This window comes from Brevundimonas sp. GW460-12-10-14-LB2, assembly GCF_001636925.1.
Classification (GTDB): domain Bacteria; phylum Pseudomonadota; class Alphaproteobacteria; order Caulobacterales; family Caulobacteraceae; genus Brevundimonas; species Brevundimonas vesicularis.
The window spans coordinates 622,632-647,584 of record NZ_CP015511.1 but is presented as its reverse complement, the minus strand read 5'-3'; the positions used below and the strand labels follow the sequence as shown (position 1 = coordinate 647,584).

Genomic DNA, 24,953 nt, shown 5'->3' with positions numbered 1-24,953 from the left:
TTCCCATGACAACGTGGAGATCTTCGATGGCCCAGGCCGACCCGCCGCTGAGGCGCACGATCAAGAAGCCGCAGCTCCGTCAGATGGTGCCCTTGGCGGACAGCACGATCTGGGAGATGGAGCAGCGCGGCCAGTTTCCCCGACGCTTCCTGCTGACCCCGCGCTGCGTGGTCTGGGACCTGGCCGAGGTGGAAGCCTGGCTGGCGCTTCGGCGGGCCAAGCCGATCCGCCGGGCGCCGCCGCCCGATGTCCGCAAGCGGATCACCAGACCGGTCAGAACCGCGGATCGAAGCGAGGGCCGGCCGTTTCCGGGATAGTCAGATCCGGCGTGAATCCGCGCCCCGCCTCCCAGGCGTCCACGGCGTCTGACCACTGCTGGGCCATGTGGCGCCGCTGGGCCTCGAACTCGGCCTTGTTGTACACGCCGCGGGAGGACCGCTCTTCGTGGGCGAGGCATTTCTCGATCCAGTCCGAGTTGAAACTCATCTCGTGAAGGAGCGTGGAGGCCGTCCGGCGCAGGTCGTGAACCGTGAAGGGCTCCAGCGGCAGGTCGCGCTCGCGCGCCCGTTCGGCGATCGCCGTGGTCACCCGGTTGAACGTCGCCCGCGACATCGGCGCGTCGGCGTCATAGCGGGACGGGAGGATGTAGCGGGAGTTCCCGGCGCAGGTCTTCAATGCGATCAGGATGTCGAGCATCTGGGTCGACAGATAGACGTTGTGCGGGCGCGACCGCTTCATCCGCTCTTTCGGGATCGACCAGACTGCGTTCTCGAAGTTGACCTCGTCCCAGGTCCCGTCCTGCAGTTCGCTCTTGCGCACCATGCTCAGCAGGATGAACTTCAGCCCGAGGCGGATGGTCGGCAGGGTGGCCACCTCCCCCAGCAGGTTCAGCGCGATCCGGATCTCGGTCGGCGACAGCGACCGGTCCCGCGGCCGGAAGGTGGCGATCGACGCCGGCCCCACCCCGTCGGCGGGATTGTCGATCTTCTCGCCGTGCAGGATGGCGTAGGCGTAGATTTGTTTGACGATGTCGCGAACATGGATGGCCGTCGCCGGGGCGCCGCGGTCCACGATGGTCATGCAGTGGGCCCGCAGGTCGTTCGGCGTGATTTCGTTCAGGAGCCGGTTTCGCCATTCTGGCAAAACTTCCCTGTTGAAGATCGACCGTCGCATCTGGCGCGTGCTGTCGGCCATCGGAGCGTGGTCCATCCATCGGATCGCCACCTGTTCGAACCGCTGGGCCTCTCTCAGCCTGCGTTTCACTTGTCCAGCGCCGGTGAAACGCCCTCGGCGATCAGGCGCTTCGCTTCACGCAGCTTTTCCCGCGCCTCCCCCAGGGAGAGTCCGCTCGGACCGTAGGAACCGAAGGTCACCGTCTCGCGCCGCCCGTTGAAGCGATAGTCGTACCGGAAAGCGATGCCGCCTGTCGGTGTTACGAGGACGTACAAACCGTCCCTGTCGGTCTTTTTGTACGCTTTTGATTTCCCTCGCGTATTTCGCAATTCTGCGTCGGTAAGCATCCAATTTTCACTCCAAAAGACCGTCAGGCTTTTTCGGGGTCTTTCGGGACGTTTTTCTCAGCCCAATCCGTAGCTTGGACCAAAAAAAAGACCGTCAGGACCCCTTCAGCCCTATGACGCTATGGAGCGGGGTCTCCGCGAGCAATGGCTGCGGGACCGTCAGAGAGACCGACACAAACGAAAGGGCTACTGGATCGCCCCACGCGAACCCGCCCGATAAAGTCTTTCCATCATCAGCGAAATCACCTCGCCAGAGGCCGCTCCCGCACGCCCGCTACCCCTCACTCCCACTCGATCGTCCCCGGCGGCTTGGACGTCACGTCGTAGACGACGCGGTTGACGCCGCGGACCTCGTTGATGATGCGGGTGGCAGTCATGGCCAGGACGTCCCAGGGGAACTGGTAGAAGTCGGCGGTCATGCCGTCGGTGGAGGAGACGGCGCGAAGGGCCAAAACCTTTTCATAGGTGCGGGCGTCGCCCATGACGCCGACTGTCTTGACCGGCAGCAGCACGGCGAAAGCCTGCCAGATCTTGTCGTAGAGACCCGCCTTGCGGATTTCATCCAGATAGATGGCGTCGGCCTGTTGCAGGGTCTCGACGGCGTCCGGCGTGATCTCGCCGGGGATACGGATGGCCAGGCCCGGTCCGGGGAACGGGTGGCGGCCGACGAAGGCGTCGCTGAGCCCCAGTTCGCGGCCCAGGGCGCGAACCTCGTCCTTGAACAGTTCGCGCAGGGGCTCGACCAGTTTGAGTTTCATATAGTCCGGCAGGCCGCCGACGTTGTGGTGGCTCTTGATGACGTGGGCCTTGCCGCTGGACGAGGAGACGCTCTCGATCACGTCTGGATAGAGGGTGCCTTGCGCCAGGAATTCGGCGCCCTCGATCTTGGCGGATTCGCGATCGAACACCTCGATGAACAGCCGGCCGATGGTCTTGCGCTTGGTCTCGGGGTCGGAAATCCCGGCCAGTTCGCCGAGGAATTCCTTCGACGCATCAACATGCACCAGCGGGATGTTGTAGTGCTCGCGAAACAGGGTCGTGACCTGTTTCGCTTCGTCCTTCCTCAACAGGCCGGTATCGACGAAGACGCAGGTCAGTTGATCCCCGATGGCCTCGTGGATCAGGACGGCGGCGACCGAGGAGTCAACGCCGCCCGACAGGCCGCAGATCACCTTGGCGTCGCCGACCTGTTCGCGGATCTGGGCGATCTTCTCGTCGCGATAGGCGGCCATGGTCCAGTCGCCCTTCAAGCCCGCGATCCCGTGGGTGAAGTTCTTCAGCATCTGATGGCCGCGCGGGGTGTGCATCACCTCGGGGTGAAACTGCACGCCGTAGAAGCGACGGGCCTCGTCGGCGATCACCGCATAGGGCGACCCTTCGGACGAAGCGACCACGTCAAAGCCTTGCGGAATGGCGACGATCTTGTCGCCGTGGCTCATCCACACCTCTTCGTTCTCGCCGACGGGGGCCAGGTCGGCCAGCAGGGGCGAGGCCTTCTGAACCGTGATCTCGGCGCGGCCGAACTCGCGGGTGTGGCCGCCCTCGACCTTGCCGCCCAGTTGCTCGCACATCGTCATCTCGCCGTAGCAGATGCCCAACACCGGCACGCCCGCCTCGAACACGCCCTGCGGCGCGCGGGGGCTGCCCTCTTCATGCACGCTCTCGGGACCGCCCGACAGGATGATGGCCGCCGGGTTCATGGCCGCCAGGGCGCCTTCCGCCTTCTGGAACGGATGGATCTCGCAATAGACGCTGGCCTCGCGAAGGCGGCGCGCGATCAGCTGCGTCACCTGGCTTCCGAAGTCGACGATGAGGACCTTTTGGTGGTCTTGCGGCGTGGTCATGGCGTGATGGAATCCGGGGCAGGAAGTTGGGCGGGGTCTTGGCCGGGCGGGGCCGATATTTCAAGGGCGGGAAGCTCAAGAGCGGCGGGGCCGTCGGCCTCCAGCACGGCGATCAAGCGATCCAGGGCGGCGGCCAGGTTCTCGTCCACATGATGCAGGGTCGAGGTCCAGTCCTCCAAAGCCTTCAACTCGGCGCGACCGTCCGACACGCCGCGTAAGGCGATCAGAGGCACACCGAAGGTCTGGGCGGCGCGGACCAGGGCCCAGGTCTCCATGTCCACCATCTCGGCGTCGATGGCGTCATAGGCGGCTCCGGACACGACGTTCGCTCCGGTCGACAGGGTCGCCGTCGGCACGCCGGGGATCGGGCACGGCAAAGGCAGGACGGCGGGCTGGTCCAGCAAGGGGGTCACGCCCTTCGGAAAACCAAGCGGGCTGGCGTCCATGTCGCGATAGGCGACAGACGAGGCCTGATAGACCGCCGCATGATCCAGCACCTGCGATCCGCACGAGCCCAGCGATACGATCGGATCCGGCCGATCGCCCGCCGCCGCCAGCCGCGCCAGGGCTGCGCTCAGGCTCACAGCGGCCTCGACCGGACCGACGCCGGTCATCAGCGGCGCGATCCGGGCCTGAAGGTGCGGGCCGTATTCAGCAGGCGCGGCCATGACATAGAGCAGCGAGACCTCGCCATGCCGCGCCAGCTTCATGCCGCGCGCTCGTAGACGGCGGCGAAGAAGCCGTCGGTGTCGGCCGACGCCGGCGACAGGCGCAGGCGCGCCCCGGACGCCAGCTCGGCGAACTTCGCCTGCGCCGCCTGGCTCAGTTGCGGCGCCGACAGGACATCGGCGACGGGGACAGGGCGGAAGTCCGGATTGGCGGCCTCGAAGGCGTCCACGCTGGCCTCGTTTTCGCGCGCCAGCATCGAACAGGTGACATAGACCAGACGGCCGCCCGGCTTCACCAGCTTGGTCGCCTGGCTCAAAATACGCACCTGAAGGCCGTGCAGCTTTTCGACCTCTTCGGCGGTCAGACGCCAAGCGTCCTCGGGACGACGACGCCAGGTGCCGGACCCCGAACAGGGCGCATCGACGAAGACCAGATCGGCCTGGCCGTTCAGGTCTTCCAGGCCGCCGCCGTTCTGACCGATCAGGACCAGCTCCGCCTCGACGCCCGCGCGCTGCAGGCGAGGACGAATGTTCTCCAGCCGCTTGTTGACGACGTCCGAGGCGACCAGCTTACCCTGCCCCTTCATCGCCTGGGCCAGACCCAGCGTTTTGCCGCCGCCGCCGGCGCAGTAATCCACCACCGTCATGCCGGGTGCGGCGCCCGCCAGCCAGCAAACGACTTGGCTGCCTTCGTCCTGGATTTCGAACCGGCCGGCCTTGAAGCCTTCCAGCGCCTGGATGTTGGGCGGCGGTTCCGACGGCATGCGCAGGCCGACGGCCGACCAGGGCGTCCGCGAAACATCAAGACCGGCAACTTTCAGTTCGGCCTCGACCTCATCGACCGTGGCGGCTGTATCATTGACGCGCAGGTCGATCGGCGCGCGCGGCGCCATCAGGGCGTGGGCTTCCTCGGCCCAACGATCGCCGAAGGTCGCCTTGAAATCCTCGACCACGAACTCAGGCAGGCCGGCGGCGACCCAGCCCGGCAGTTCGCCCTGCCCCGCCGTGATGCGGCTGCGCTCCTGTTTCGACAGCGGGCGCGGACCATAGCCGTCGCCCGAATGCAGGGCCTCGATCTCTTCCAACGAAAGCCCGTCGATGGCGTGCAGCGAACCGATGACCAGGGCCCGACCGTCTTCCCGCCCGCCCATGATCCACGACAGGCGGCCGCGCGCGCGCAGCACCTTATAGACCCGGTCGGCGATGGCGCGCCGGTCCTTGGACCCGGCGTAGCGGTTGGCCGTGCCCCAAGCCTTCATGACGGCCTCGGCCGGTTGGCGGCCCTGGGCGATGGAGTCCAGGACGGAGGCGGCGGCGGCGAGGCGAGCGGCTGGGGTCAATTCAGGCTTTCAAACGAAGAACAGGGACGCCAGGACCATGACCAGTCCCGCAAGCGAGACCACCCAGACCAGCGACCGGATATAGGGAACGCCGAAGGCGTAGAGCGGCACATAGACCACCCGCCCCCAGAAATAGAGCGCCGCGCCCCACACCGTCAGGGCGCTGGACGCGCCGATGACATGGGCGATCAGCACCGCGCCGATGAACAGCGGCAGGGTTTCGTACAGATTGGCCTGGGCGCGTTCGAGACGGCCGGTCAGCGGCTTCTTCGCCTCCGGCGTCTCGTCGCGCGGACCCGCATTCCATTTCGAGCCGAACTCGGCCGTCCGCGCCCCGGCGGGCAGAAAGATCTGAACCAGGGCCAGGATCAGCGTCAGGGCCAGATAGCTGAGTTCGGTCGTCATGGTCGCCTATCCTTGCCGATAGTTGGGCGCTTCACGCGTGATCATCACGTCGTGGACGTGGCTTTCACGCAGACCCGCGCCGGTGATGCGCACGAAGCGGGCGCGTTCCTGGAACTCCGGGATCGTGCCGGCGCCGACATAGCCCATGGAGGCGCGAAGCCCGCCGACCATCTGGTGCAGGACCGGGCTGATCGGCCCCTTGTACGGCGTCTGACCCTCGATGCCCTCGGGCACCAGCTTCTCGGACGAGACTTCCTTCTGGAAATATCGATCCGCCGAGCCGCGCGCCATGGCCCCGACCGAGCCCATGCCGCGATACGACTTGTAGCTGCGACCCTGGTATAGGAAGACCTCGCCGGGGCTTTCGTCGGTGCCGGCGAACATCGAGCCCATCATGGCCACGTTGGCGCCCGCCGCGATGGCCTTGGCCAGATCGCCCGAATATTTGATGCCGCCGTCCGCGATGACCGAGGCGCCCGTGCCCTTGGCCGCCCGCGCCGAGTCCATCACCGCCGTCAGCTGCGGCACGCCCACGCCGGCCACGATGCGGGTGGTGCAGATGGAGCCAGGACCGATGCCCACCTTCACCGCATCCGCGCCTGCGTCGATCAGGGCCCGCGTCGCATCATAGGTGGCGACATTGCCGGCGATGATCTGCAGCCGGTTGTTCTCGCGCTTGATCCGCTCGACCACCTGGGCGACCGAGGCCGAGTGACCGTGGGCGGTGTCGATCACGACCACGTCGCAACCCGCTTCGGCCAGCGCCATCGCGCGCTCGTATCCGGCGTCGCCGACGGTGGAGGCTGCGCCGACCAGCAGGCGGCCCTGCTCGTCCTTGGCGGCGTTGGGGAAGGCCTGGGCCTTTTCGATGTCCTTCATGGTGATCAGGCCGACGGCCCGATAGTCCTCGTCCACCACGATGACGCGTTCGATCTTGCGGGTCTTCAGCAACTCGCGCGCTTCGTCGCGGCTGGCACCTTCGCGGACCGTGATCAGGTCGCCCGTGGTCATCAGCGAGGCGGCGGTGACGTTCAGGTCGCTCTCGAAGCGCATGTCGCGGTGGGTCAGCATCCCGACCAGCTTGCCCGTCGCCGGATCCACGACGGGGAAGCCGGTGATCTTCTTACGCGCCACGATCTCGCGCACTTCGCCCAGCGTCGTCTGCGGGCCGACCGTGACCGGATTGACCACCATCCCGCTCTCATAGCGTTTGACGGCGCGGACCTCGTCGGCCTGCTCCTCGATAGTCATGTTGCGGTGCAGCACGCCCAGACCGCCGGACTGCGCCATGGCGATGGCCAGACGGCTTTCCGTCACCGTGTCCATGGCGGACGACAGCAGCGGGATGTTCAGTTTGATGTCGCGCGTCAGCTGGGTCGAGACATCGACCATCGCCGGCATGAACTCGGATGCGCCGGGTTCCAGCAAAACATCGTCGAAGGTCAGTCCTTCGCGTATCTCCATAGGGAGTCTCCGTTTTGCGGGCCGCGTATAACGGGATGCGGGGGTCGGGAGCAAGGCCGATTGCGGTTATAGGCCCGATAGATTTTATTGCTTTGCAACCCGCAGGGCCGCTCACCATTCTCTCCGCATGGTTGGCGTCATCCTCAGCACCGCGCGCAAACTGGCTCTGAAGATCGCCAGCTATGGCGTCATGCACCTGATCGTCGCCATTCTGGTTGCCTTCGCCATCACCCGCGACTGGCGCATCGCCCTCGCTGTCGGCATGGTCGAGCCGATCTTTCAGACCATCGCCTACACCGTCCACGACCGCGTCTGGCACAAGGTCGAGCGGCGTCGCATGGCCTCCAATATAGAGGAGGCGACCGAGGCCTTCACCGCCCGCCTCGACATCATGTCGCCCGAGGAACAGCGCCGCTCGCACGACGCCCATCACGGCCACAGCCACGCCCTGCCGCGGTCGTTCAAACAGATCGCGCTGAAGACCGTCACCTATGGCGTCATGCACTTCGCCGTGGCGGTCGCCGTGGCCTATGCCCTGACCAACGACATCCGCACGGCGCTGACCATCGGCATGGTCGAGCCTCTGGTGCAGACGCTCTTCTTCGCGCTGCACGACCGCATCTGGTCGCGAATTGAAGAGCGCCGGGCGCGCAGCGCCGTCGCTACGGCCTAAGCCTAAAAAACGATCGCTGGTCTATCGCCAGATGCGCATTCTATCAGCGCGCTTCCAGGACAGGAACAAAGCGAACTTCCGAGACCTCACCATCACCGGGTGTAGGTAGGTGGTCGACAAAGAAACGTCCGCTGGTGTCGCTGAACACGTGGAAGCAGTTCTCGGAATAGTCTCCGACTTGAGTGCAAATTCGACCGTCCGACACGCGGTAGCGACCTTCGCTTCTTGCTCTGCCATTGACCACGTATCGACCCTCGGGAAAGAAGAACTGCGCTCGATCACCAATGACTGTATCGACGTACTCCAAATGAACACCATCCAGCAGGTACCGCAGGACCTTGTCGGATACTGGTGAGAGATCATCAGATGAGGACGAAGGAGCTGCTTGAAGCGCTGCAGCCAAAACCAAGACCAGCATCATCGACTTTCTCCGGTACGCGCGATTATCGCTTGTTCAGCGCGACCAGAAACACCTCGGCGCTGTCCTTACGGCTCGACGCCGGCTTGACGTATTTCACCGTCTCGAACTCCTCGCGCAGCCGCGCCAGAACCCCGCCGGCGTCCCCGCCCTGGAAGTTCTTGGAGACGAAGTTTCCGCCGGGCCGCAGCGTGCGGATGGCGAAGTCGGCGGCGACCTCGATCAGGGCGATGATCTTCAAATGGTCCGTCTGGCGATGGCCGACCGTATTGTGCGCCATATCCGACAGCACCAGGTCCGGCGCCCCGCCGATGGCGTCGATCAGTTGCTGGTCCACGCCCGGATGGGTGAAGTCGGCCTGAAGCAGGGTCGCGCCCGGGATCGGCGCGATCATCAGCAGGTCCACGCCCGCCACCGCGCCCGCACCCCGGTTCAACGCCACCTGGACCCAGCCGCCCGGCGCCGCACCCAGATCGATGACCTTTGACCCGCGCTTGATCAGCCGGAACTTGTCGTCGATCTCGATCAGCTTGAAGGCCGCGCGCGAGCGCCAGCCCTCGGCCCGCGCCTTTTCGGACCATTTGTCCGACAGCTGGCGTTTGATCCATTGCTGGCTCGACATCGACTTGGTGTCGGCCGTCTTCATCTTGGTGCCCATGCCGCGTCCGGCGGCGGTTCCGCCGGTGGGCGGTTTCACCATCCGGCGGCGTTCCTGGGGCTTTTCGTCTTCGCTCATCGTTCCCACATAGCCCCGACCGGCGTTGCGGGCTATGTCCCGCCTCAAATCAACCCAAAGAGGACGACCGACATGGCCGACACCCTGACCTTCACTCTGGACACCGGCGACGGCGAAGCCCGCGACGTGGTCATCAAGCTGCGCCCCGACCTGGCCCCCGGCCACGTCGAACGCATCACCGAACTGGCCAAGGAAGGCTTCTACGATGGCGTGGTCTTCCACCGCGTGATCCCGGGCTTCATGGCCCAGGGCGGCGACCCGACCGGCACCGGCACCTCGGGCTCCAAGAAGCCGAACCTGAAGGCCGAGTTCTCGGCCGAGCCGCACGTGCGCGGCGTCTGCTCGATGGCCCGCACCTCGGACCCCAACAGCGCCAACTCGCAGTTCTTCATCGTCTTCGATGACGCCACCTTCCTAGACCGCCAGTACACCGTCTGGGGTCAGGTCGAATCGGGCATGGAACACGTCGACGCCCTGCCCAAGGGCGAGCCGCCGCGCAGCCCCGGCAAGATCGTCAAGGCGACGGTCAACTAAAGCGAAAGCGGCAGAGTTGGACTTCGTCCAACTCGGATTAGATTTCGCGCAACGAGAATTTGCGCAATCTTGACGTTTCTCGATGATGGCTTTCAGTTGCACAACTGAGCCATCGTCGGGGGACGACATTGCGCATTCTTCTGGTCATCGAGCCGTCCGGCGGCGGCTCGGGGCGTCACGTGGCCGATCTGGCCCGCGCCCTGATCGGAAGCGGCCATCAGGTGTCCCTGATCTGGTCGCCACGCCGCGCCGCGCCTTGGTTCGAGGCCGCGGTCGCCGCCCTTCCCCTCCACGCAGATGAACGCTTGCCGATGAGGCGCAGCGTCGGACCGTGGGACGTCGCCGCCCTTCACACCCTGAATCGCCTGATCGCCCGCCTCGGCCCATTCGAGATCGTTCACGGCCACAGCGCCAAGGCCGGCGCCTTGGTCCGCCTGGCCCACGCGCCCGGCGCCGCCAAAATCTACACCCCACATGCCCTACCGATGATGGGCCCGGCCAGCCTGGCGACGATCAGCGCCGGCGCGGCCGAGGCGCTGTTGGCCCGGTCCGGCGACGCCGTCATCGCCGTCTCTAAGGAAGAGGCCGCCGTCGCCCGTCGCTGGGGGCTCGGCGGGAACCGCTTGCACGTCGTTCCCAACGGCCTGGCCTCCCCGCCCGCCAACGATCGTCTCGCCGCCCGCCAGGTCTTCGGCGTTCCCAACGACGCTCTGGTCATCGGCTTCGTCGGCCGGTTCTGCACCCAGAAAGACCCCGTCCGGTTCGCCCAGGCCATCCGCCGGGCGAACGCCATCGATCCGCGCATCACCGGCGTCATGATCGGCGACGGCGATCTGGCCCCGTCGGTCAGGACCGCCGGCGGCGACGCGCTACGTCTGCTGGGCGCGCGCGACGCCGGGCCGCTGATGGCGGGCTTCGATCTGTTCGCCATGACCAGCCGTTACGAGGCCGATTCCTACGCCATGATCGAGGCGGCCGCTGTGGGCCTGCCGATCGTCTGCACCGAAGTCGGCGGTATCGGGCGTCTGATCCAGTCCGGCGCGCGCATCGACCGCTTGCCCGTCGACGCCTCGCCCGATCGTCTGGCCGAGGCGATGCGCGCCGCGCTAGCCAGCCGCGTCGTTCCCCTGCCGATCGCGCCGGGCCTGCTGTCCGCCTCACGCATGGCCGAACAGACGGTCCGGATTTACCGCGACGCCTTCGCCCGCAGACGCCTGGGTGGCTGAGCCCATCTTCATCAACGGCCGCTTCCTGACCCAGCCGATGAGCGGGGTGCAGCGCTACGCCCGCGAGATCGTCCGCGCCCTGGACCAGCGCCCCGGTGCCGCCGACCGCTACGTCCTGTTGACGCACCCCGGCGCCGATAGCCTGAACCTGCGCAACATCCCGACCCGCAAGATAGGGCGCGCGGGCGGCCATCTTTGGGAACAGACCGCCCTGGCCTGGACCGCGCGCCATGGCCGGCTGCTTTCGTTAGGGGGTTCGGGTCCGGTGCTGCACCGGCAGCAGATCGTCGTCATCCACGACGCCGCCGTCTTTCGTCATCCCGAGCATTTCCGAACAGGCTACGCCGCCTTCCACCGCGCCCTGAACAGAATCCTGGCGCGCCGGGCGCGGCTGGCGACCGTCTCCGAGTTTTCCCGGCGCGAGTTGGCCTCGGTCCTGAACCTGTCGCCCGACAGCATCGCTGTCGCCCCGAACAGCGCCGACCATCTTCGCATCGTCACGCAAGACCCTGCCGTCGTTGCACGCCTTGATCTGACGACCCGCCCCTACTTCGTGGCCCTGGGTAATCTGACGCCGAACAAGAACCTCGCCGTCGCCATCCGCGCCCTTTCCCGCCTTGCCGAGCCTGCCTTTCGGCTGATCCTCATCGGCGACCGACCCGCTGTCTTCGACCGTTTCGCCTTCCCGGCCGACCCGCGCCTGATCTTCGCCGGCCGTCGCTCGGATGCCGAGATCACCGCCCTGCTCGGCGGCGCGCGCGCCCTGGTCTTTCCCAGTCTCTACGAAGGCTTCGGCATCCCGCCGCTTGAGGCGATGACCCTCGGCTGTCCGGTCATCGCCTCCGACATCCCCGCCACGCGCGAGGTCTGCGCCGACGGCGCCCTCTATTTTGACCCTGCCGACGACGCAGCCCTGGCCGCCCATATGGCTGAGATGCTCAGCCGACCGGATGTCGCTCGCCGCGACGCCGGCCTTCGCCGCGCCGATCATTATGCTTGGTCACGCTCGGCCGAAGTCATCGAAGCCCTTCTGCTCAGCACCTGACGATAGACGGCCCTGTGCGCCTCGACGATCGACGCCTCGGTCCAGGCCGGCGCTCCAACCGCCGCGAAACGCCAGCGTCCCGGCTGGTCCACAGCCGCCTGCATCGCCGCCGTCAGCGCGCCTGCATCCCCCGGTTCGATCAAAGCTGACATGCCCGCCCCCTGCGCCGCCTCCGGCAAGCCGCCGATGCGCGATGCGATCACGCCCCGTCCCTGCTGAACCGCCTCCACGACGCTGCGTCCGAACGGCTCGGCCCACACCGCCGGCGCAACCAGCACATCCACCTTGGGCCAGAACGCCTCCGCCTCCGCCTCCACCTGCCCCAGCCAGACGATGCGCGGGTCATCGTAAGCCCGCCTCAACGCCTGCACGTAATCCGCCTCGCCCCGACCGCCGATCATCAGCCTCCAGTCGCCAGCCAACCCTCTCGTCGCCGCCAGCAGAACCTCGATCCCCTTTTCCGGCTCGACCCGCCCCAGAAACCCGAATCGCATCGTCGGCGCCTCGGCCAACGATGGTCTTGGCGCGATCGCCGCCGCGCCCGCTGCATTGCCGATCACCGACCCTGGCGTCCGCCGAAAATAGCCGGCCGCCCGATGTGTCTCCAGCACAGCCCCGCTCAGGCCGATGACATGATCTACCTCTTGCGACCGCACCCGCTTGCCCGCCGTCAGCAACACGCACGACCCACACCGTCGCTCGCAGCGCCGTCCGCGTCGAAACAGCGACGACCGTGCGCAAAGCATCGACCAGTCCCTCAGCGTCTGCACCAGCGGCAGATCCCGCCGCGCCGCCGCGCGATAGACTGACAGCGAAAACCCCGTCGTCAGGTGCAGATGGATCAGGTCCGGCCGCACCCGCACGACCGCTCGATCCACCGCCTGATCCATCAGCGCATTGGCCGCCTCCAGCCCATGCCAGACCGCTCGCTGGACCGCCGACCGCCGCGTGCCGTCATAGGGCCAATAAAGATTTTGAACCGGCAGGCGCTGCACGGGCACGCCGTCGATCCGTTCGTTCATCGTCTCGCGCCCCGACGTCAGCGTCAGCACCGACGCCTCGACGCCCGCCCGTCTCAGCCCCTGGGCCAACTGCGCCACGCTGCGTTCCGCCCCGCCGACCTGCGCCGGCGGATACAGGGTGTTGACGATCAGCACCCTCACGGCGCCAGCGGCCTTCGCCAAGCCAGGGCGCCGACCAGACAGCACAGGAAGACCATCCCCGCCCCCTGCGTCAGGTCCTCTCCGAACATCGCCGCCAGCACATAGACCGACAGCGGCGTCAGCGCGTCCAGCCGCGCCGCCGACGCCAGATGCAGCCCCAGCAGCACCAGCGCGCTCACCACGCCCGCCGTCCGCGCCGTGAACAGATAGCCGTTGTGGCTGACCGACAGCGCCCGAAACGCCCCCATCTCGTCCGCCGACGACCACCCCGTCCCCATCGGCCGCTCCACGACCAGATCGACCGTCCGCCGCCATGTCAGCATCCTTCCGGCCAGATTGCCCTGCAGCGCCACTCTGTCGAACCGTCCCGCAAACCGGCCGCCGTCGATATCGAACCGCCCCGCTTGCAAAGCCACCACGCCCGCCGCCATCACGCAGACTGCCAGCACCAGTCCCAGCGGCCGAACCTGCTCGCGCCAGCGCCAACCGACGACCATCCTCGCCAGCCCCGCCAGCACCGCCGCCATCATGCCGCCCCGCGACAGGGTGCTGACGAACCCCAGCGCCGCCACGCCGACGCCGCCCCACGTCTTCGCGCCCCGCGCCCAGCGCCGTCCCGCCAGCATCACGCCTGCCGGAACCGCCAGTCCGATCATCACCATCGCCGCATTCGGATGCTCGGCCAGGGTCGTCAGGCGCACCTGTGCGGCCGTGGTGGTCAGCATCGCGCGCGGCGACGCGAGCCCCAAGGCCTGCAAAGGCTCCAATCCCACCAGCGTCACCAGCCCGTAGGTCGCCAGGTGACACGCCGCGCCCGCCAGCAAGGCCCATAGGAACAGCCGCCGCCGTCGTTCATCTCTCATGATCAGTGTCGCCGCCGCCGGCGCCGCTAGCGCCGAGGCGATCCACCGAAACCAGAAGGCCGCATCCGCGACGTTCAGCCGGTCGCCACCCTGCGCGACCTGAACCAGCAGCGTCATCGCCAGAAAGCCCGCCGCGACCACGCTCGCCGCCCTCAGAACCGGCGCCATGCCTCGCCACGTCACACCTACCAGCGGCAAGGCGACGATCAGCGCCAGATCCCCCAGCCGCGGCCCGCTGACCTGCCCCGGCGTCAGAAAGAGCGGCAAGGTCACGCCCAGGCCCAGCAAGCCCAAAGCCACCCGCTCATAGGCCGTGCGCACCTGCGACCAGCGCAGCGGTGCGCTCAGGACGGCCTGCAATGCTCGACCTCGGGATCGAACCGCGCCCCGTCCACTACTCCGGCGACCAACACACCGGCCTTTCGCCAGCGTCCGCCCAGCGCCAGCCGCCCCGCCAGCCTCAGCCGCGACGCGGCATAGCGCAGCGCCGAGCGCCGCCCCTCGTGCCGCCGCTTGGCCAGGATGACATTGCGCGTCAGATAGCGATGCAGCCGTTCGCGCCGCGCATCCGGCTCGGTCTCGATGGTCAGCCGCCCCGGCGCCGCGCGCACATGCTCGACGCGGCTGGCCGCGACCAGATAGCCCGGCTCGTCGCGCGACAGCCGCAGCGTATATTCCGTATCGTCGCCCCAGATGAACATGGGCGCCAGCGGCAGGCCGTGCCGCATCACTGCCGCCCGGCTGACCAGAACCGACACGAACGTCGCCTGCCGCACCGGCGCCATCCCCTGCTCTAGTCGCTCGCCCCAGGCCGGATAGCCCAGCACATTCTCGCGTCGGTCGATCTCGGGCGTGTTGGTCAGATGCCCCTCAGGCGACCGCACGCTGGAACACAGGAAGGCTGGAACGACGCCCTCATCCGCCAGTCCCGCTTCCGCCGCCAGTAAGGCCTCCAGCGCATCCGGCGCTGCCAGCACGTCGTCGTCCATCAGCCAGACCCGTTCAGCCCCCGCCTCGATCGCCGCACGGATTCCGGCGTTGAATCCGCCCGCCCCGCCCGTGTTCACCGGCATCCGCACCACCATCGCCTGCCCCGCCCAGGCGTCGGCCAGCATCTCGGCGGTGCCGTCGTCGCTGGCGTTGTCGACCACCACCACCCCGTCGCAATGCCGCGTCTGGGCGATCAGATGCGCCAGGCATTGCTCCAGCAGGGCGCGCCGGTTCCACGTCACCACCACCGCCCAAACAGACGCCCTCATGCCGCCATCCGGGCGATGGCCGGCGCCAGCGACTTCTCGACCAGGCTCAGCGCCCGCCCGACCGCCTGGTCCATGTTGTAGTACTGAAAATCGGCCAGCCGCCCGGCGAACCAGACCTTGCCCGCCAGCGTCGCCGCCATCTCGCGATATTGCCCCGCCAACGCTCGCGACGCCTCCGTCAGGATTGGATAATAGGGGTCGTTCACGCCCGCCTCATAAGCCATCGGATATTCGGTCACCGTCGCCGTCGTCGGCCCGCGCTCGCCGGTCAGGTGGCGGAAATCGGTGATGCGCGTGAAGTCGAAGTCGTTGGGATAGTTGACTGTCCCGACCGGCAGGCCGTCCTCGACGTCCACGACCTGATGGTCGAACCGCACGCTACGATAGCGCAAGGTCCCGACCGACCGGCCGAAATAGTCGTCCAGCGCGCCGCAATAGACCATCCGGTCCCACGACCCCGCCCCCACCTGATCCATCGGCGTGTTCAGCGACACCGTAATGTTCGGATGATCCAGCATCCGCTCAAACAGCGCCCCATAGCCGTCGCGCGGCATGGCCTGATGACGGTCGACGAAATAGCGGTCGTCCCGGCTGATCGCGATCGGCACCCGTGCGGTGACCGAGGCGTCCAGCGCCTCGACCGGCAGGCCCCACTGTTTGGCGGTGTATCCGGCGAACACCTTGTCGAAGACATAGTCGCCCAGCCGCCTTAGATCCGGATCGTCGCCCGCCTGTCGCAGGTCATGGATGCTGGGCCGCGCCCCGAAACCGAAACGCTGGACCAGGGCCTGCGTCATCCGCTCGGCCATCGCGGCGGGAAACAACTGCTCGATCGAATCCAGATTGAACGGCAGCGGCACCTGTCGCCCGTCCACCTGCCCTTGGACCCGATGGGCATAGGGTCGCCATGCCGTGAACCGGCTCAGATAGTCGAAGATACGCGCACTGTTGGTGTGGAAGACATGCGGGCCATAGGGATGGATCAGCCGCCCGCCCGCATCGCGCCGGTCGTGCGCATTGCCGCCGACGTGGTCGCGCTGGTCGATCACCAGCACGCTCTGGTCCAGCCCGCGCGCCAGCCGTTCGGCGACCACCGCCCCGGTGAAACCGGCGCCGACGATCAGCCAGTCATATCGCCGGGACATCGCGCATCCCGTCGGTCTGGAACAACGCGCCCCAATGCGCCCTCAACCCGATCAGGCAGGCCACGACCACTGCCGCCTCGCCGATGATCCGCGCGCCCGCCATCCCGACCGCGCCAAGGCCGGGCGCCAGCACCACCGCCGGCCCCAGCGTCGCGACACAACCCAGCGCCACGATCAGCGCGAACCGTCCATCCATCCGCAGCGGGTTCATCAGATGCAATCCCAACACCTGGCTGACGGCCACCAGCGGCAGCACCCAGCCCAGAAGACGCAGCACCTCGACGGCGCCCGCAAACCCCGGCCCGAACAACAGGCGGATCAGCAGCGGCGCCGTCAGCGTCAGTCCCGCCGCCAGCAGCACGAACGCGCCGGTCGAGGCGGCCAGCGTCCACCGCGCCGTGCGAAACGCCGCCGCCGGATCCTGTCCCAGCAGTCCGGCGATCCGGGGTGCAATCAGACCGGCCAGCGGCCGCATCAGTGATCCGGACGCCGCGACCAGCCGGTCCGCCGCCCCGTAAAGCGCCGCCTGCGCCGGCCCGGCCAGCGCCGCCACGACCAGAACGCCCGCCCCCGTATAGGCGACGATGACCGCTCGACTGGCGAACAGCGGACCGCCCTGGATCAGGGCGCGCCTCACAAAACCCCGCTCCGGCGCCTGAACCGTCTGCCGTCGCAGCAGCAGGATGCCGGTCGCGACCCATCCGACCCAGACGCCGCCCGCCTGAACGGCCATCACGCCGCCAACGCTCAGACCGGGCATCGCCAGAACGACCCCCGTCGCGGCTAAAGCGGAGCCAACCTCCAGGATCGCTGCCAAACCGGGATCGCGAATGCCCTGAAAGAACCACAGCAGGCTGGCCCCCTGCCCAATCCCCAGCACGACCGCCATCGCCACGGCACCGCTCGCCCCTTCCAGAACCGGATTGAAGGCCGCCAGGCCGACGCCGACCACAGCGGCGGGCAGGATCAGCACGCCGCGCATCGCCAGGGCTTGGCCCACCAGGACGCCGCGCCCTTCGACGGCTCCGGCGACGTCGCGCGGCCCCGAAAGCGACTGCCCATAATCCACGACCACCGACACCACCAAGGCCAGGGCGATGGCCGAGGCGAATACCCCGAACCCTTCCAGCCCCAGTCGTCGCGTCAGAACCGGATAGAGCAGCAGCGGCGAGACATAGCGGGCGACATGCGCGCCATAGACCCAGCCCGCATCAGCCGCGCCGCGCGCCGACATCAATCGGTGCCTGCCATCCCCCAACTGTCGCCCCCGCGATCAACCCTGGCGCGAGCTTTAGACACGCACGGCTGCAATCGCAAGCGCGGGGCAGTCGGGCGGCCTAGCCGAAACGGCCCTCGGCCCAGCGCGCGGCGAAATAGCCGCCGGTCGCCGACAGCATCGTCAGGGTCGTGCCCCAGATCAAATCGATGATCGTCAGCTTGGTCTGCCAGACCGCCAGGGTCGCCTGATTGGTCAGGTCGTAGGTGGCGTAGGCGACGAAGCCCAGCACCGCCCCGTTGATCGCCGCCCGCGTCCAGTTCCCCTCCTTCAGGGCCGGCGTGATCGCTAGGAACACGGTCCCGGCAATGGAGATCAGATAGAAGGCCACTGCCGCCTTCATGTCCGGCTTGTCGGCCATGATCGGCCCGATGACGGGCTTATACAGCCGGTTCGTCATGGTGGTCAGCCAGACGAAATCGATGGCTGCAAAGGTCAGGCCGGCCCCGAGATAGGCCGCGACATATTTGATCATCCTCGTCTCCCTTAAACCGGCTTCAGTCGATAGTGGCTGACCGCCCAGGTGCGGCCCTCGTCGTTTCCGAACAGACCCGCCGTCGCCAGATAGAAGCGTCGCCAGCGACGGGTCCAAAGTTTGGCGTCGTCGCCATAGGTCTCACGCATCAACACCGCGATCCGCGGGGCGTTCCGGTCCATGTTCGCCAGCCAGTCGTTGGCGGTCTTCGCATAGTGACCGCCGTTCCAGGTCCATTCCTGCTCGACCGCGAACAGGTCCGGAAACTGTCGGATCAGGCCGTGGCTGGGCATGACCCCGCCGGTGAAGAAGTGTTGCGCGATGAAGTCGCCGCTGTCGGTATGGTCGAACCGATAGGGCGCGTCGCGGTGCGTGAAGACGTGGATGAACATCCGCCCGTCCGGCGTCAGCCAGTTTCTCGCCTTGGTCAGCAGGGCGCGCCAGTTGGCCATATGCTCGAACATCTCCACCGAGACGATGCGGTCGAAGCGCTGCTCGGTGTCGAAGGCGTTCATGTCCTGGGTGATGACCGTCAGATTGGTCAGCCCCCGCGCCGCCGCCTGCGCTTCGATATGGCCGCGTTGGCCGTGACTGTTCGACACCGCCGTAATCTTCGACTTCGGATAGGTCTCGGCCATCCACAGCGACAGCGAGCCCCAGCCGCAGCCCATCTCCAGAATCGTCAGACCGTCCTTCAGATCGGCATGGGCGCAGGTTTCGGCCAGCGCCGCTTCTTCCGCCTGATCCAGCGTCTCGCGGCCCGTGGGATAGAGGCAGCAGGAGTATTTCAGCCGCTTGCCCAGGCACAGCTGGAAAAACTCGGGCGGCAGTTCGTAGTGCTGCTGGTTCGCCGCATCCGTATGTTCGGCGATGGCGCGCTGGGCCATTTCGCGCGCGAAGGCCGCCTCGTCGTGCGGCCCGTCGCGATCCAGACGCTTTCTGGCCTCCGTCACCAGGCTGTCGATCGCCGGACGCGTCACGAAGTCCGGGAATGGCGCGTCCTGAAGCTGGCGAATGGCGACATTGGTCAGGTTCATCGGCGTCCTCGATCGTCGGATCTTGCTGCAGGCTTGACGGCAATACGACGCCTCGACCCCGATGGATGCCTTCGCCCTCTTGAACGCAACCCCAAGGATGCCGACATCCGCCTCCCGCAACGACCGATTCCGTCGAAAGTGCACCAATTGCACTCTCAATTTAGAACGCGGCTCGCCGTCGTTTCAGACGAATTAGACGAATTAGACTCTGTTTTTCGCATCCACCGTCTGAAATCGCCGCGTCGGATCGACGCCGCGTCTTGCCCCCCGCCCGCCCCCGCGTTAGGCGTGGTCAAAAGCCGATATTCATCAGGCAGTGAAAAAAGGGAGAGCGATGGAAAAGATCTACGCTGACGTCACGTCCGCGCTGGAGGGCCTGACCTTTGACGGCATGACGGTCATGTCCGGTGGTTTCGGCCTGTGCGGCATCCCCGAGAACCTGATCGCCGCCCTGCGCGACAGCGGGGTCAAGGGCCTGACAGTCATCTCCAACAACGCCGGTGTCGACGGCTTCGGCCTGGGCCAACTGCTGGGCACCCGCCAGATCGCCAAGATGATCTCGTCCTACGTCGGTGAGAACAAGGAGTTCGAGCGCCAGTATCTCGCCGGCGAGCTGGAGCTTGAGTTCAACCCGCAAGGCACCCTGGCCGAGCGCATCCGCGCCGGCGGCGCGGGCATCCCCGCCTTCTTCACCGCCACCGGCGTCGGCACCCTGGTCGCCGAGGGCAAGGAGGTCCGCAACTTCAACGGCCGCGACTACGTCATGGAGACCGGCCTGGTCGCCGACCTGTCCATCGTCAAGGCGTGGAAGGCCGACGAGCGCGGCAACCTCGTCTTCCGCAAGACCGCCCGCAACTTCAACCCGATGATGGCCACAGCCGGCAAGGTCACGGTTGTTGAGGTCGAGGAGATCGTCCCCGTCGGCTCGCTGGATCCCGACCACATCCACACGCCCGGCGTCTATGTCGACCGCCTGGTCCAGACCGTGTCCGAAAAGCGCATCGAACAGCGCACCGTCCGTCAACATGCCGCCGGCGCCGCCGCCGGATCGGAGGTCTGATCATGCCCCGCACCCGCGAACAACTCGCCGAACGCGCCGCCCAGGAACTGCAGGACGGCTTCTATGTGAACCTGGGCATCGGCATCCCGACCCTGGTCGCCAACTACATCCCGGCGGGCATGACCGTGACCCTTCAGTCCGAAAACGGCATGCTGGGCATGGGGCCCTTCCCCTATGACGGCGACGAGGACCCCGACCTGATCAACGCCGGCAAGCAGACGATCACCGAGATCCCGGAGTCGTCATACTTCTCCAGCGCCGACAGTTTCGCCATGATCCGCGGCGGCCATATCAACCTGTCGATCCTGGGTGCGATGGAAGTGGCCCAGAACGGCGACATCGCCAACTGGATGATCCCCGGCAAGCTGGTGAAGGGCATGGGCGGCGCCATGGACTTGGTTGCGGGCGTCAAACGCGTGGTCGTCGTCATGGAACACGCCAACAAGCACGGCCAGTCCAAGGTCTTGAAGGAATGTAGTCTGCCCCTGACCGGCACGGGCGTCGTCAGCCGCATCATCACCGACCTGGCCACCTTCGACGTCAAGCCGGACGGCGCGGGCCTCGAGCTGATCGAACTGGCCGACGGCGTCACCCTCGACGAAGTCGCCGCCAAGACCGAGGCGGCCTATTCGGTTTCGGACAAGCTCAAGACGGCCTGACTGTTGGCGGCGATGACGACGTGCCCGATGATTGCTCGACGTGAGGAGGGCACGTCGGCACGGCGTCTTCCGAAGTCTGCAATCCGCCGACTACGATCTGGATGACGGGCTCGTTCCAACGTTCGTAGCTGACCATCCCCGCGGGCACGGTGCAGACTGAGGTTTCGGCAGGCCCCCGTGCCTGCCCGCCCACATATCTGACGATGAAGCCGGAATACTTCAGGCCCTCGCCCTGACTATTCTCGACCTTCAGCACCGAACCCACATCCCGGCGCGCGTGCAGTCCAAACCTGATCGTTCCGGGCGCCGCCTCATTCAGCGGGCCGCGTGAACCCTCGGCAGGCGGCACGACATCGCCAATATCGATGCGGTCGACCTTGATCAGGTCGTAGGTTCCATTCGCGTTGCGACGAAGCGTCGCCCGCTCGCCTATGGCGACATTGAGCGTGCCTTGCACGAAGCCGGACCGCCGACCTTCGAACTGTTGAGGTGTGGCGGGATATGCCGGCTGGGCGTCCTGCATGAGGAACCCTGCCATCAAGGCGGCCAGTAGCATGATGATCTCCAGTTGCAAGCCAGCTAGCCTGCATCGCCTCAGATCCGTCAAGCGGCAATGATTGAGAAGATCGCCCTAATGGCCGAAGGTCAATTTGGGCAGCGCCCATGAGCCTAAGCGTCTAACCGGCGATAGGCGGCGCCGACAAAGGCCATCGTCAGCGGAGCCTGCAAGCCCGTCAGCACGACGGCGAAGACGATCCCGCCCGCCGTCTCCGACAGCAGCCCGGCGCCCCACAGCAACACCAGCGCGATCTTCGGCGCCGCCGTCACGACAAGGCCGACCAGCAGGGGCCAGAAGCCGCCGCGCGCGATGCTCATGCTTTGCAGCGACACCATCTGTCCGCGCCCGATCGTCGCTGGCGCGAACAGGGACAGGCGCACAGCGAAGGCGATGACGGCGAACAGGGCGAAGGCCGTGACGACCGCCAGCAGGATCAGCTTCCATGCCGGCCCCACCGCGCTCCACTGGCGCATCTCGATGGCCTGGGCGTTCAACTCGGCCATGCCGAACACCGCCAACAGGACCAGGGCCACGACCGACAGGATCATGGCAAGAAAGATCGCGCACAGCAGGCCAGCGCCCAAGAGCCGCACCTCCGGCCGCCCGAACTGCAACCCGACCGGCCCCAGGCCCAGGCGTCGCGCCTCGGCCAGATCGTCGGTGATGGCGATCCGCGCCAGCGCGCCCGCCAGCACCAGGGTCGAGGTGAGAGCGCACGCCGCCCAGATCAGGCCCGCTGGGCCCGCCGCCAGCGGCTTGAGGCTCCAGACCACGGCCGCCAGCACGATCGCGCCGCAAGCCCCGCGCCACAGGCGAGGCAAGGCGCGGGCCGCCGCCGACAGCGTCTCGCCCAGTCGCAAAATCCGATGCTCGCTCAATCTACGCCCCCGATGACCGGCGGCGGATATAGCAGGGGGCCATGACACCACGCCACCCGCCCGCTAGAAGGCCGCGATGAGCGCTTCCCCCTCTCCTTCCCCCATCCACGTCATCGGCGGCGGCCTGGCCGGCTCCGAGGCCGCCTGGCAGATCGCCCAGGCCGGCGTGCCCGTCATCCTGCACGAGATGCGCGGCGTGCCCGGCGTCAAGACCGACGCCCACCACACCGATGGCCTGGCCGAGCTGGTCTGCTCCAACTCCTTCCGCTCGGACGACTGGCAGTTCAATGCGGTCGGTCTGCTGCACGCCGAGATGCGGGCGCTGGATTCGATCATCATGGCCTGCGGCGACATCAACCAGGTGCCGGCAGGCGGCGCCCTGGCCGTGGACCGCGACGCCTTTTCCCAGACGGTGACCGCCAGACTGACCGCCCACCCCCTGGTCACCATCGTGCGCGAAGAGATCGCCGGCCTGCCGCCGCAGGAATGGGACAATGTCATCGTCGCCACCGGCCCCTTGACCTCCCCCGCCCTGGCCGACGCCATCCTGAAGGCGACGGGCGAGGAGTCCTTGAGCTTCTTCGACGCCATCGCCCCCATCGTTCACGCCGACTCGATCGACTTCGGCATCGCCTGGCGACAGTCGCGCTATGACAAGGAAGGTCCGGGCGGCGACGCCGCCGCCTACGTCAACTGCCCGATGGACAAGGCGCAGTACGAGGCCTTCATCGACGCCCTGCTGAGCGGTCCCAAGGCCGAGTTCAAGGACTGGGAACACGTCCCCTATTTCGACGGCTGCCTGCCCATCGAGGTCATGGCCGAGCGTGGTCGCGAGACCCTGCGGCACGGCCCGATGAAGCCGGTCGGCCTGACCAATCCGCGCGATCCGCTGGTCAAGGCCTACGCCATCGTCCAGCTGCGCCAGGACAATGCGCTGGGAACCCTGTTCAACATGGTCGGCTTCCAGACCAAGCTGAAGCACGGGGCGCAGGCCGAGATCTTCCGCATGATACCGGGGCTTCAGAACGCCCAGTTCGCGCGCCTGGGCGGTCTGCACCGCAACACCTATCTGAACAGTCCCCAACTGCTGGACAAGCAGCTCCGGCTGAAGGCCATGCCGCGCCTGCGTTTCGCGGGTCAGGTGACGGGCGTCGAAGGTTATGTCGAGAGCGCGGCCATGGGCCTGCTGACCGGCCGCCTCGCCGCCGCGCAAGCGCTGGGTCGCGACCTGGCCCCGCCGCCGCCCGAGACCGCCATGGGCGCCCTGGTCGAGCACATCACCGGCGGGCATCTGGCGGGATCGAAGTTCCAGCCGATGAACATCAACTATGGCCTGCTGCCGCCGCTGGAGGCGCCCAAGGTCGACGAGGCCGGCGTCAAGATCCCGCTGAAGGAACGCGGCCGGGCCAAGAAGCGCCTGATGAGCCTCCGGGCGATGGAAAGCCTCAAGGCCTGGCGCGGCGCGGGCTGATTTCTGAGGGTCGGGCCGCTCAGCGCAGTTTGGGCAAGCCCGGCCGGAACTCCAGCGTCATTGCGCCCAGCAAGATGCCGCCCACGCCCATCAGCACCCAGGCCTGGGTCAGGTCGGCCAAATGGTCGCGCAGCAGGCCGGCGCCCAGCGGCGACAGGCTGGCGATGATGTAGCCGCCGCCCTGAACGAAGGCGAGCAGATCGCCGGAACGGGCGGGATCGTCGATTTGGTCCATCGCCAGGATCAGGCTGAGCGGGAAGATCGCGCCGATGCCGAGGCCCAGCACGATCACGATCGGCACGGCCATGCTGAGGGGCGCGACCACGAGACCGGCCAGGCCCGCCAGGGCGAGCGCAAGCGCCGTCAGGATCGGTCCGCGCCGATCCGCAAAGCGCCCGATGGTCAGCGACACCAGCAGGCCGGCCGTCACCTCCGCAGCGGTCATGCCGCTGAGCAGATAGCCGGCCGTGGCCCTCGGCTCGCCCAGGTCGATGTAGAAGGGCGGCAGCCAGGCCAGCATCAATGTATAGGCCGAAGTCCCCAGGCCCATGATCAGGATCAGCCGCCACGCCCGCCCCTGACGCCAGAAGGGCAGCTCGGGGTCCGTCGCCTCGATCACCGCGGCGCGGTTCGGCTCTTCGGCCGCAGGGTCGCGTGACGCCGCCAGCCAGACCAATGCAGCGACAAAGGCCGGCGCGCTCCACAAGGCCAGCGTCCCGGCCCAGCCGATCGTCTCGGCCAGACCGGCCGCCGTGGCCGCCGCGACGGCGGCGCCGCCCATGATGCCGGTGGTGTAGAGCGCCATGACCGTGCCGAACTGCGCGGGAAAGGCCCGTTTGATGACGACCGGCGCCAAGGCCTGGATCAAGGCGACGCCGACCCCTACGACCACGGCGCTGGCGATCAGACCGGTCGCGCCGGTCAACACCACCCGCACCAGGCAGGCCCCGCCGATCAGAAGCGCGCCCAGCAAGATCCCGCGCCGCTCGCCCAACCGACGACGCAACGGCCGGATCGACAGGGCGCCCAGACCGATCATCAGCACTGGCAAGGTGGTCAGCAGGCTGGCGGCGGTCGAACCCATGCCCGTCGCGGCCTCGATCAGATCCAGCAGCGGCCCCACCGCCGCCATCGCCGGCCGCAGATTCAGCGCCAGGGCGACGATGGCCGCCAGCAACAGCAGCGAGGCGCCGCGCGCGGGCGTGGCGTCAGATCGTGCGGTCATGATGGGGACT

General features: G+C 67.2%; 27 protein-coding genes. 8 read left to right on the top strand and 19 right to left on the bottom strand.

The genetic code is table 11. From position 1 onward, the window contains the following. The first annotated feature begins 26 nt into the window (after nucleotides 1–26). Nucleotides 27–317, top strand: coding sequence for a helix-turn-helix transcriptional regulator (locus tag A4249_RS03055; protein ID WP_066550954.1), 291 nt, complete (start codon nucleotides 27–29; stop codon nucleotides 315–317). On the opposite strand, the gene A4249_RS03050 is transcribed toward A4249_RS03055, so the two are convergent. The 7 genes from A4249_RS03050 to guaB all read right to left on the bottom strand — a co-directional run bounded on the left by A4249_RS03050 (nucleotide 274) and on the right by guaB (nucleotide 7,241). Further along, complete coding sequence (locus A4249_RS03050; protein WP_442854494.1) at nucleotides 274–1,263, bottom strand: tyrosine-type recombinase/integrase; 990 nt, start codon at nucleotides 1,261–1,263, stop codon at nucleotides 274–276. The genes A4249_RS03055 and A4249_RS03050 overlap by 44 nt on opposite strands. Next, entirely contained in the window at nucleotides 1,260–1,520 is a 261-nt protein-coding gene (locus A4249_RS17130) for an Arm DNA-binding domain-containing protein (RefSeq protein ID WP_442854493.1), read from the bottom strand. Before A4249_RS17130 ends, A4249_RS03050 begins: the two co-directional genes overlap by 4 nt. Before the next feature lie 281 nt (nucleotides 1,521–1,801). After that, the gene (gene guaA, locus A4249_RS03045; RefSeq protein ID WP_066550952.1) at nucleotides 1,802–3,364 is read right to left on the bottom strand and encodes a glutamine-hydrolyzing GMP synthase; all 1,563 of its coding nucleotides are present in this window, start codon (nucleotides 3,362–3,364) and stop codon (nucleotides 1,802–1,804) included. Then, entirely contained in the window at nucleotides 3,361–4,074 is a 714-nt protein-coding gene (locus A4249_RS03040; protein WP_066550950.1) for a 5'-methylthioadenosine/S-adenosylhomocysteine nucleosidase, read from the bottom strand. The genes guaA and A4249_RS03040 overlap by 4 nt, the downstream gene beginning before the upstream one ends. Further along, on the bottom strand, nucleotides 4,071–5,372 hold the full coding sequence (locus A4249_RS03035) for an RsmB/NOP family class I SAM-dependent RNA methyltransferase (RefSeq protein WP_066550942.1): 1,302 nt from the start codon (nucleotides 5,370–5,372) through the stop codon (nucleotides 4,071–4,073). The genes A4249_RS03040 and A4249_RS03035 overlap by 4 nt, the downstream gene beginning before the upstream one ends. Before the next feature lie 9 nt (nucleotides 5,373–5,381). Further along, nucleotides 5,382–5,777, bottom strand: coding sequence for an MAPEG family protein (locus tag A4249_RS03030; RefSeq protein ID WP_066550940.1), 396 nt, complete (start codon nucleotides 5,775–5,777; stop codon nucleotides 5,382–5,384). A 6-nt stretch (nucleotides 5,778–5,783) separates the two neighbouring features. After that, the gene (guaB, locus tag A4249_RS03025; RefSeq protein ID WP_066550937.1) at nucleotides 5,784–7,241 is read right to left on the bottom strand and encodes an IMP dehydrogenase; all 1,458 of its coding nucleotides are present in this window, start codon (nucleotides 7,239–7,241) and stop codon (nucleotides 5,784–5,786) included. Between the two features lie 127 nt (nucleotides 7,242–7,368). On the opposite strand from guaB, the gene A4249_RS03020 reads away from it, so the two are divergent. After that, the gene (locus A4249_RS03020; protein WP_066550935.1) at nucleotides 7,369–7,914 is read left to right on the top strand and encodes a DUF2061 domain-containing protein; all 546 of its coding nucleotides are present in this window, start codon (nucleotides 7,369–7,371) and stop codon (nucleotides 7,912–7,914) included. 43 nt (nucleotides 7,915–7,957) lie between these two features. On the opposite strand, the gene A4249_RS16490 is transcribed toward A4249_RS03020, so the two are convergent. Both A4249_RS16490 and A4249_RS03015 read right to left on the bottom strand, forming a co-directional pair. Continuing rightward, on the bottom strand, nucleotides 7,958–8,335 hold the full coding sequence (locus tag A4249_RS16490) for a hypothetical protein (RefSeq protein ID WP_156494620.1): 378 nt from the start codon (nucleotides 8,333–8,335) through the stop codon (nucleotides 7,958–7,960). 22 nt (nucleotides 8,336–8,357) lie between these two features. Continuing rightward, on the bottom strand, nucleotides 8,358–9,068 hold the full coding sequence (locus A4249_RS03015) for an RlmE family RNA methyltransferase (RefSeq protein WP_066550933.1): 711 nt from the start codon (nucleotides 9,066–9,068) through the stop codon (nucleotides 8,358–8,360). 72 nt (nucleotides 9,069–9,140) lie between these two features. Between A4249_RS03015 and A4249_RS03010 the strand changes: the two genes are divergently transcribed. The 3 genes from A4249_RS03010 (at nucleotide 9,141) to A4249_RS03000 (ending at nucleotide 11,873) form a co-directional block, all read left to right on the top strand. Then, the gene (locus A4249_RS03010) at nucleotides 9,141–9,602 is read left to right on the top strand and encodes a peptidylprolyl isomerase (protein ID WP_017504078.1); all 462 of its coding nucleotides are present in this window, start codon (nucleotides 9,141–9,143) and stop codon (nucleotides 9,600–9,602) included. 128 nt (nucleotides 9,603–9,730) lie between these two features. Further along, complete coding sequence (locus tag A4249_RS03005) at nucleotides 9,731–10,828, top strand: glycosyltransferase family 4 protein (RefSeq protein WP_082854035.1); 1,098 nt, start codon at nucleotides 9,731–9,733, stop codon at nucleotides 10,826–10,828. Next, a complete protein-coding gene (locus tag A4249_RS03000; RefSeq protein ID WP_082854034.1) occupies nucleotides 10,821–11,873 on the top strand; it encodes a glycosyltransferase family 4 protein in 1,053 nt (350 codons plus the stop codon). The genes A4249_RS03005 and A4249_RS03000 overlap by 8 nt, the downstream gene beginning before the upstream one ends. On the opposite strand, the gene A4249_RS02995 is transcribed toward A4249_RS03000, so the two are convergent. From A4249_RS02995 to A4249_RS02965, 7 genes are all read right to left on the bottom strand, one after another. Next, on the bottom strand, nucleotides 11,819–13,057 hold the full coding sequence (locus A4249_RS02995) for a glycosyltransferase (RefSeq protein ID WP_066550928.1): 1,239 nt from the start codon (nucleotides 13,055–13,057) through the stop codon (nucleotides 11,819–11,821). The two genes, A4249_RS03000 and A4249_RS02995, sit on opposite strands and share 55 nt — an antisense overlap. After that, nucleotides 13,033–14,259, bottom strand: a complete 1,227-nt coding sequence (locus tag A4249_RS02990) for an O-antigen ligase family protein (protein WP_066550927.1) — start codon at nucleotides 14,257–14,259, stop codon at nucleotides 13,033–13,035. Before A4249_RS02990 ends, A4249_RS02995 begins: the two co-directional genes overlap by 25 nt. Continuing rightward, nucleotides 14,244–15,158, bottom strand: coding sequence for a glycosyltransferase (locus A4249_RS02985; protein WP_082854032.1), 915 nt, complete (start codon nucleotides 15,156–15,158; stop codon nucleotides 14,244–14,246). The genes A4249_RS02990 and A4249_RS02985 overlap by 16 nt, the downstream gene beginning before the upstream one ends. Then, a complete protein-coding gene (glf, locus tag A4249_RS02980; protein WP_066550918.1) occupies nucleotides 15,155–16,303 on the bottom strand; it encodes a UDP-galactopyranose mutase in 1,149 nt (382 codons plus the stop codon). Before glf ends, A4249_RS02985 begins: the two co-directional genes overlap by 4 nt. Further along, a complete protein-coding gene (locus A4249_RS02975) occupies nucleotides 16,287–17,537 on the bottom strand; it encodes an oligosaccharide flippase family protein (protein ID WP_066550917.1) in 1,251 nt (416 codons plus the stop codon). The genes glf and A4249_RS02975 overlap by 17 nt, the downstream gene beginning before the upstream one ends. A gap of 103 nt (nucleotides 17,538–17,640) precedes the next feature. Then, nucleotides 17,641–18,054 carry a DUF2177 family protein gene (locus A4249_RS02970; protein ID WP_066550915.1) on the bottom strand — a complete coding sequence of 138 codons (414 nt, stop codon included), beginning with the start codon at nucleotides 18,052–18,054 and terminating at the stop codon, nucleotides 17,641–17,643. Between the two features lie 11 nt (nucleotides 18,055–18,065). Beyond that, nucleotides 18,066–19,091 (bottom strand): SAM-dependent methyltransferase, encoded by a 1,026-nt coding sequence (locus A4249_RS02965; RefSeq protein ID WP_066550912.1) that lies wholly within the window; start codon nucleotides 19,089–19,091, stop codon nucleotides 18,066–18,068. A gap of 334 nt (nucleotides 19,092–19,425) precedes the next feature. Between A4249_RS02965 and A4249_RS02960 the strand changes: the two genes are divergently transcribed. Together A4249_RS02960 and A4249_RS02955 are read left to right on the top strand one after the other, a co-directional pair. After that, nucleotides 19,426–20,151, top strand: a complete 726-nt coding sequence (locus A4249_RS02960) for a CoA transferase subunit A (RefSeq protein WP_066550908.1) — start codon at nucleotides 19,426–19,428, stop codon at nucleotides 20,149–20,151. A gap of 2 nt (nucleotides 20,152–20,153) precedes the next feature. Further along, on the top strand, nucleotides 20,154–20,810 hold the full coding sequence (locus tag A4249_RS02955) for a 3-oxoacid CoA-transferase subunit B (protein WP_066550906.1): 657 nt from the start codon (nucleotides 20,154–20,156) through the stop codon (nucleotides 20,808–20,810). Here the strand turns inward: A4249_RS02955 and A4249_RS02950 are convergent. Next, on the bottom strand, nucleotides 20,797–21,384 hold the full coding sequence (locus A4249_RS02950) for a hypothetical protein (RefSeq protein WP_066550903.1): 588 nt from the start codon (nucleotides 21,382–21,384) through the stop codon (nucleotides 20,797–20,799). The two genes, A4249_RS02955 and A4249_RS02950, sit on opposite strands and share 14 nt — an antisense overlap. Before the next feature lie 95 nt (nucleotides 21,385–21,479). After that, nucleotides 21,480–22,247 carry a hypothetical protein gene (locus A4249_RS02945; protein WP_066550900.1) on the bottom strand — a complete coding sequence of 256 codons (768 nt, stop codon included), beginning with the start codon at nucleotides 22,245–22,247 and terminating at the stop codon, nucleotides 21,480–21,482. Nucleotides 22,248–22,323: 76 nt separating this feature from the next. Here A4249_RS02945 and trmFO point away from each other — a divergent pair, with 76 nt between their 5' ends. Further along, nucleotides 22,324–23,718, top strand: coding sequence for a methylenetetrahydrofolate--tRNA-(uracil(54)-C(5))-methyltransferase (FADH(2)-oxidizing) TrmFO (gene trmFO / locus A4249_RS02940; RefSeq protein ID WP_066550896.1), 1,395 nt, complete (start codon nucleotides 22,324–22,326; stop codon nucleotides 23,716–23,718). Between the two features lie 19 nt (nucleotides 23,719–23,737). Here trmFO and A4249_RS02935 read toward each other — a convergent pair whose 3' ends face one another. Next, nucleotides 23,738–24,943 carry an MFS transporter gene (locus A4249_RS02935; RefSeq protein WP_066550893.1) on the bottom strand — a complete coding sequence of 402 codons (1,206 nt, stop codon included), beginning with the start codon at nucleotides 24,941–24,943 and terminating at the stop codon, nucleotides 23,738–23,740. Nucleotides 24,944–24,953 lie beyond the last annotated feature (10 nt).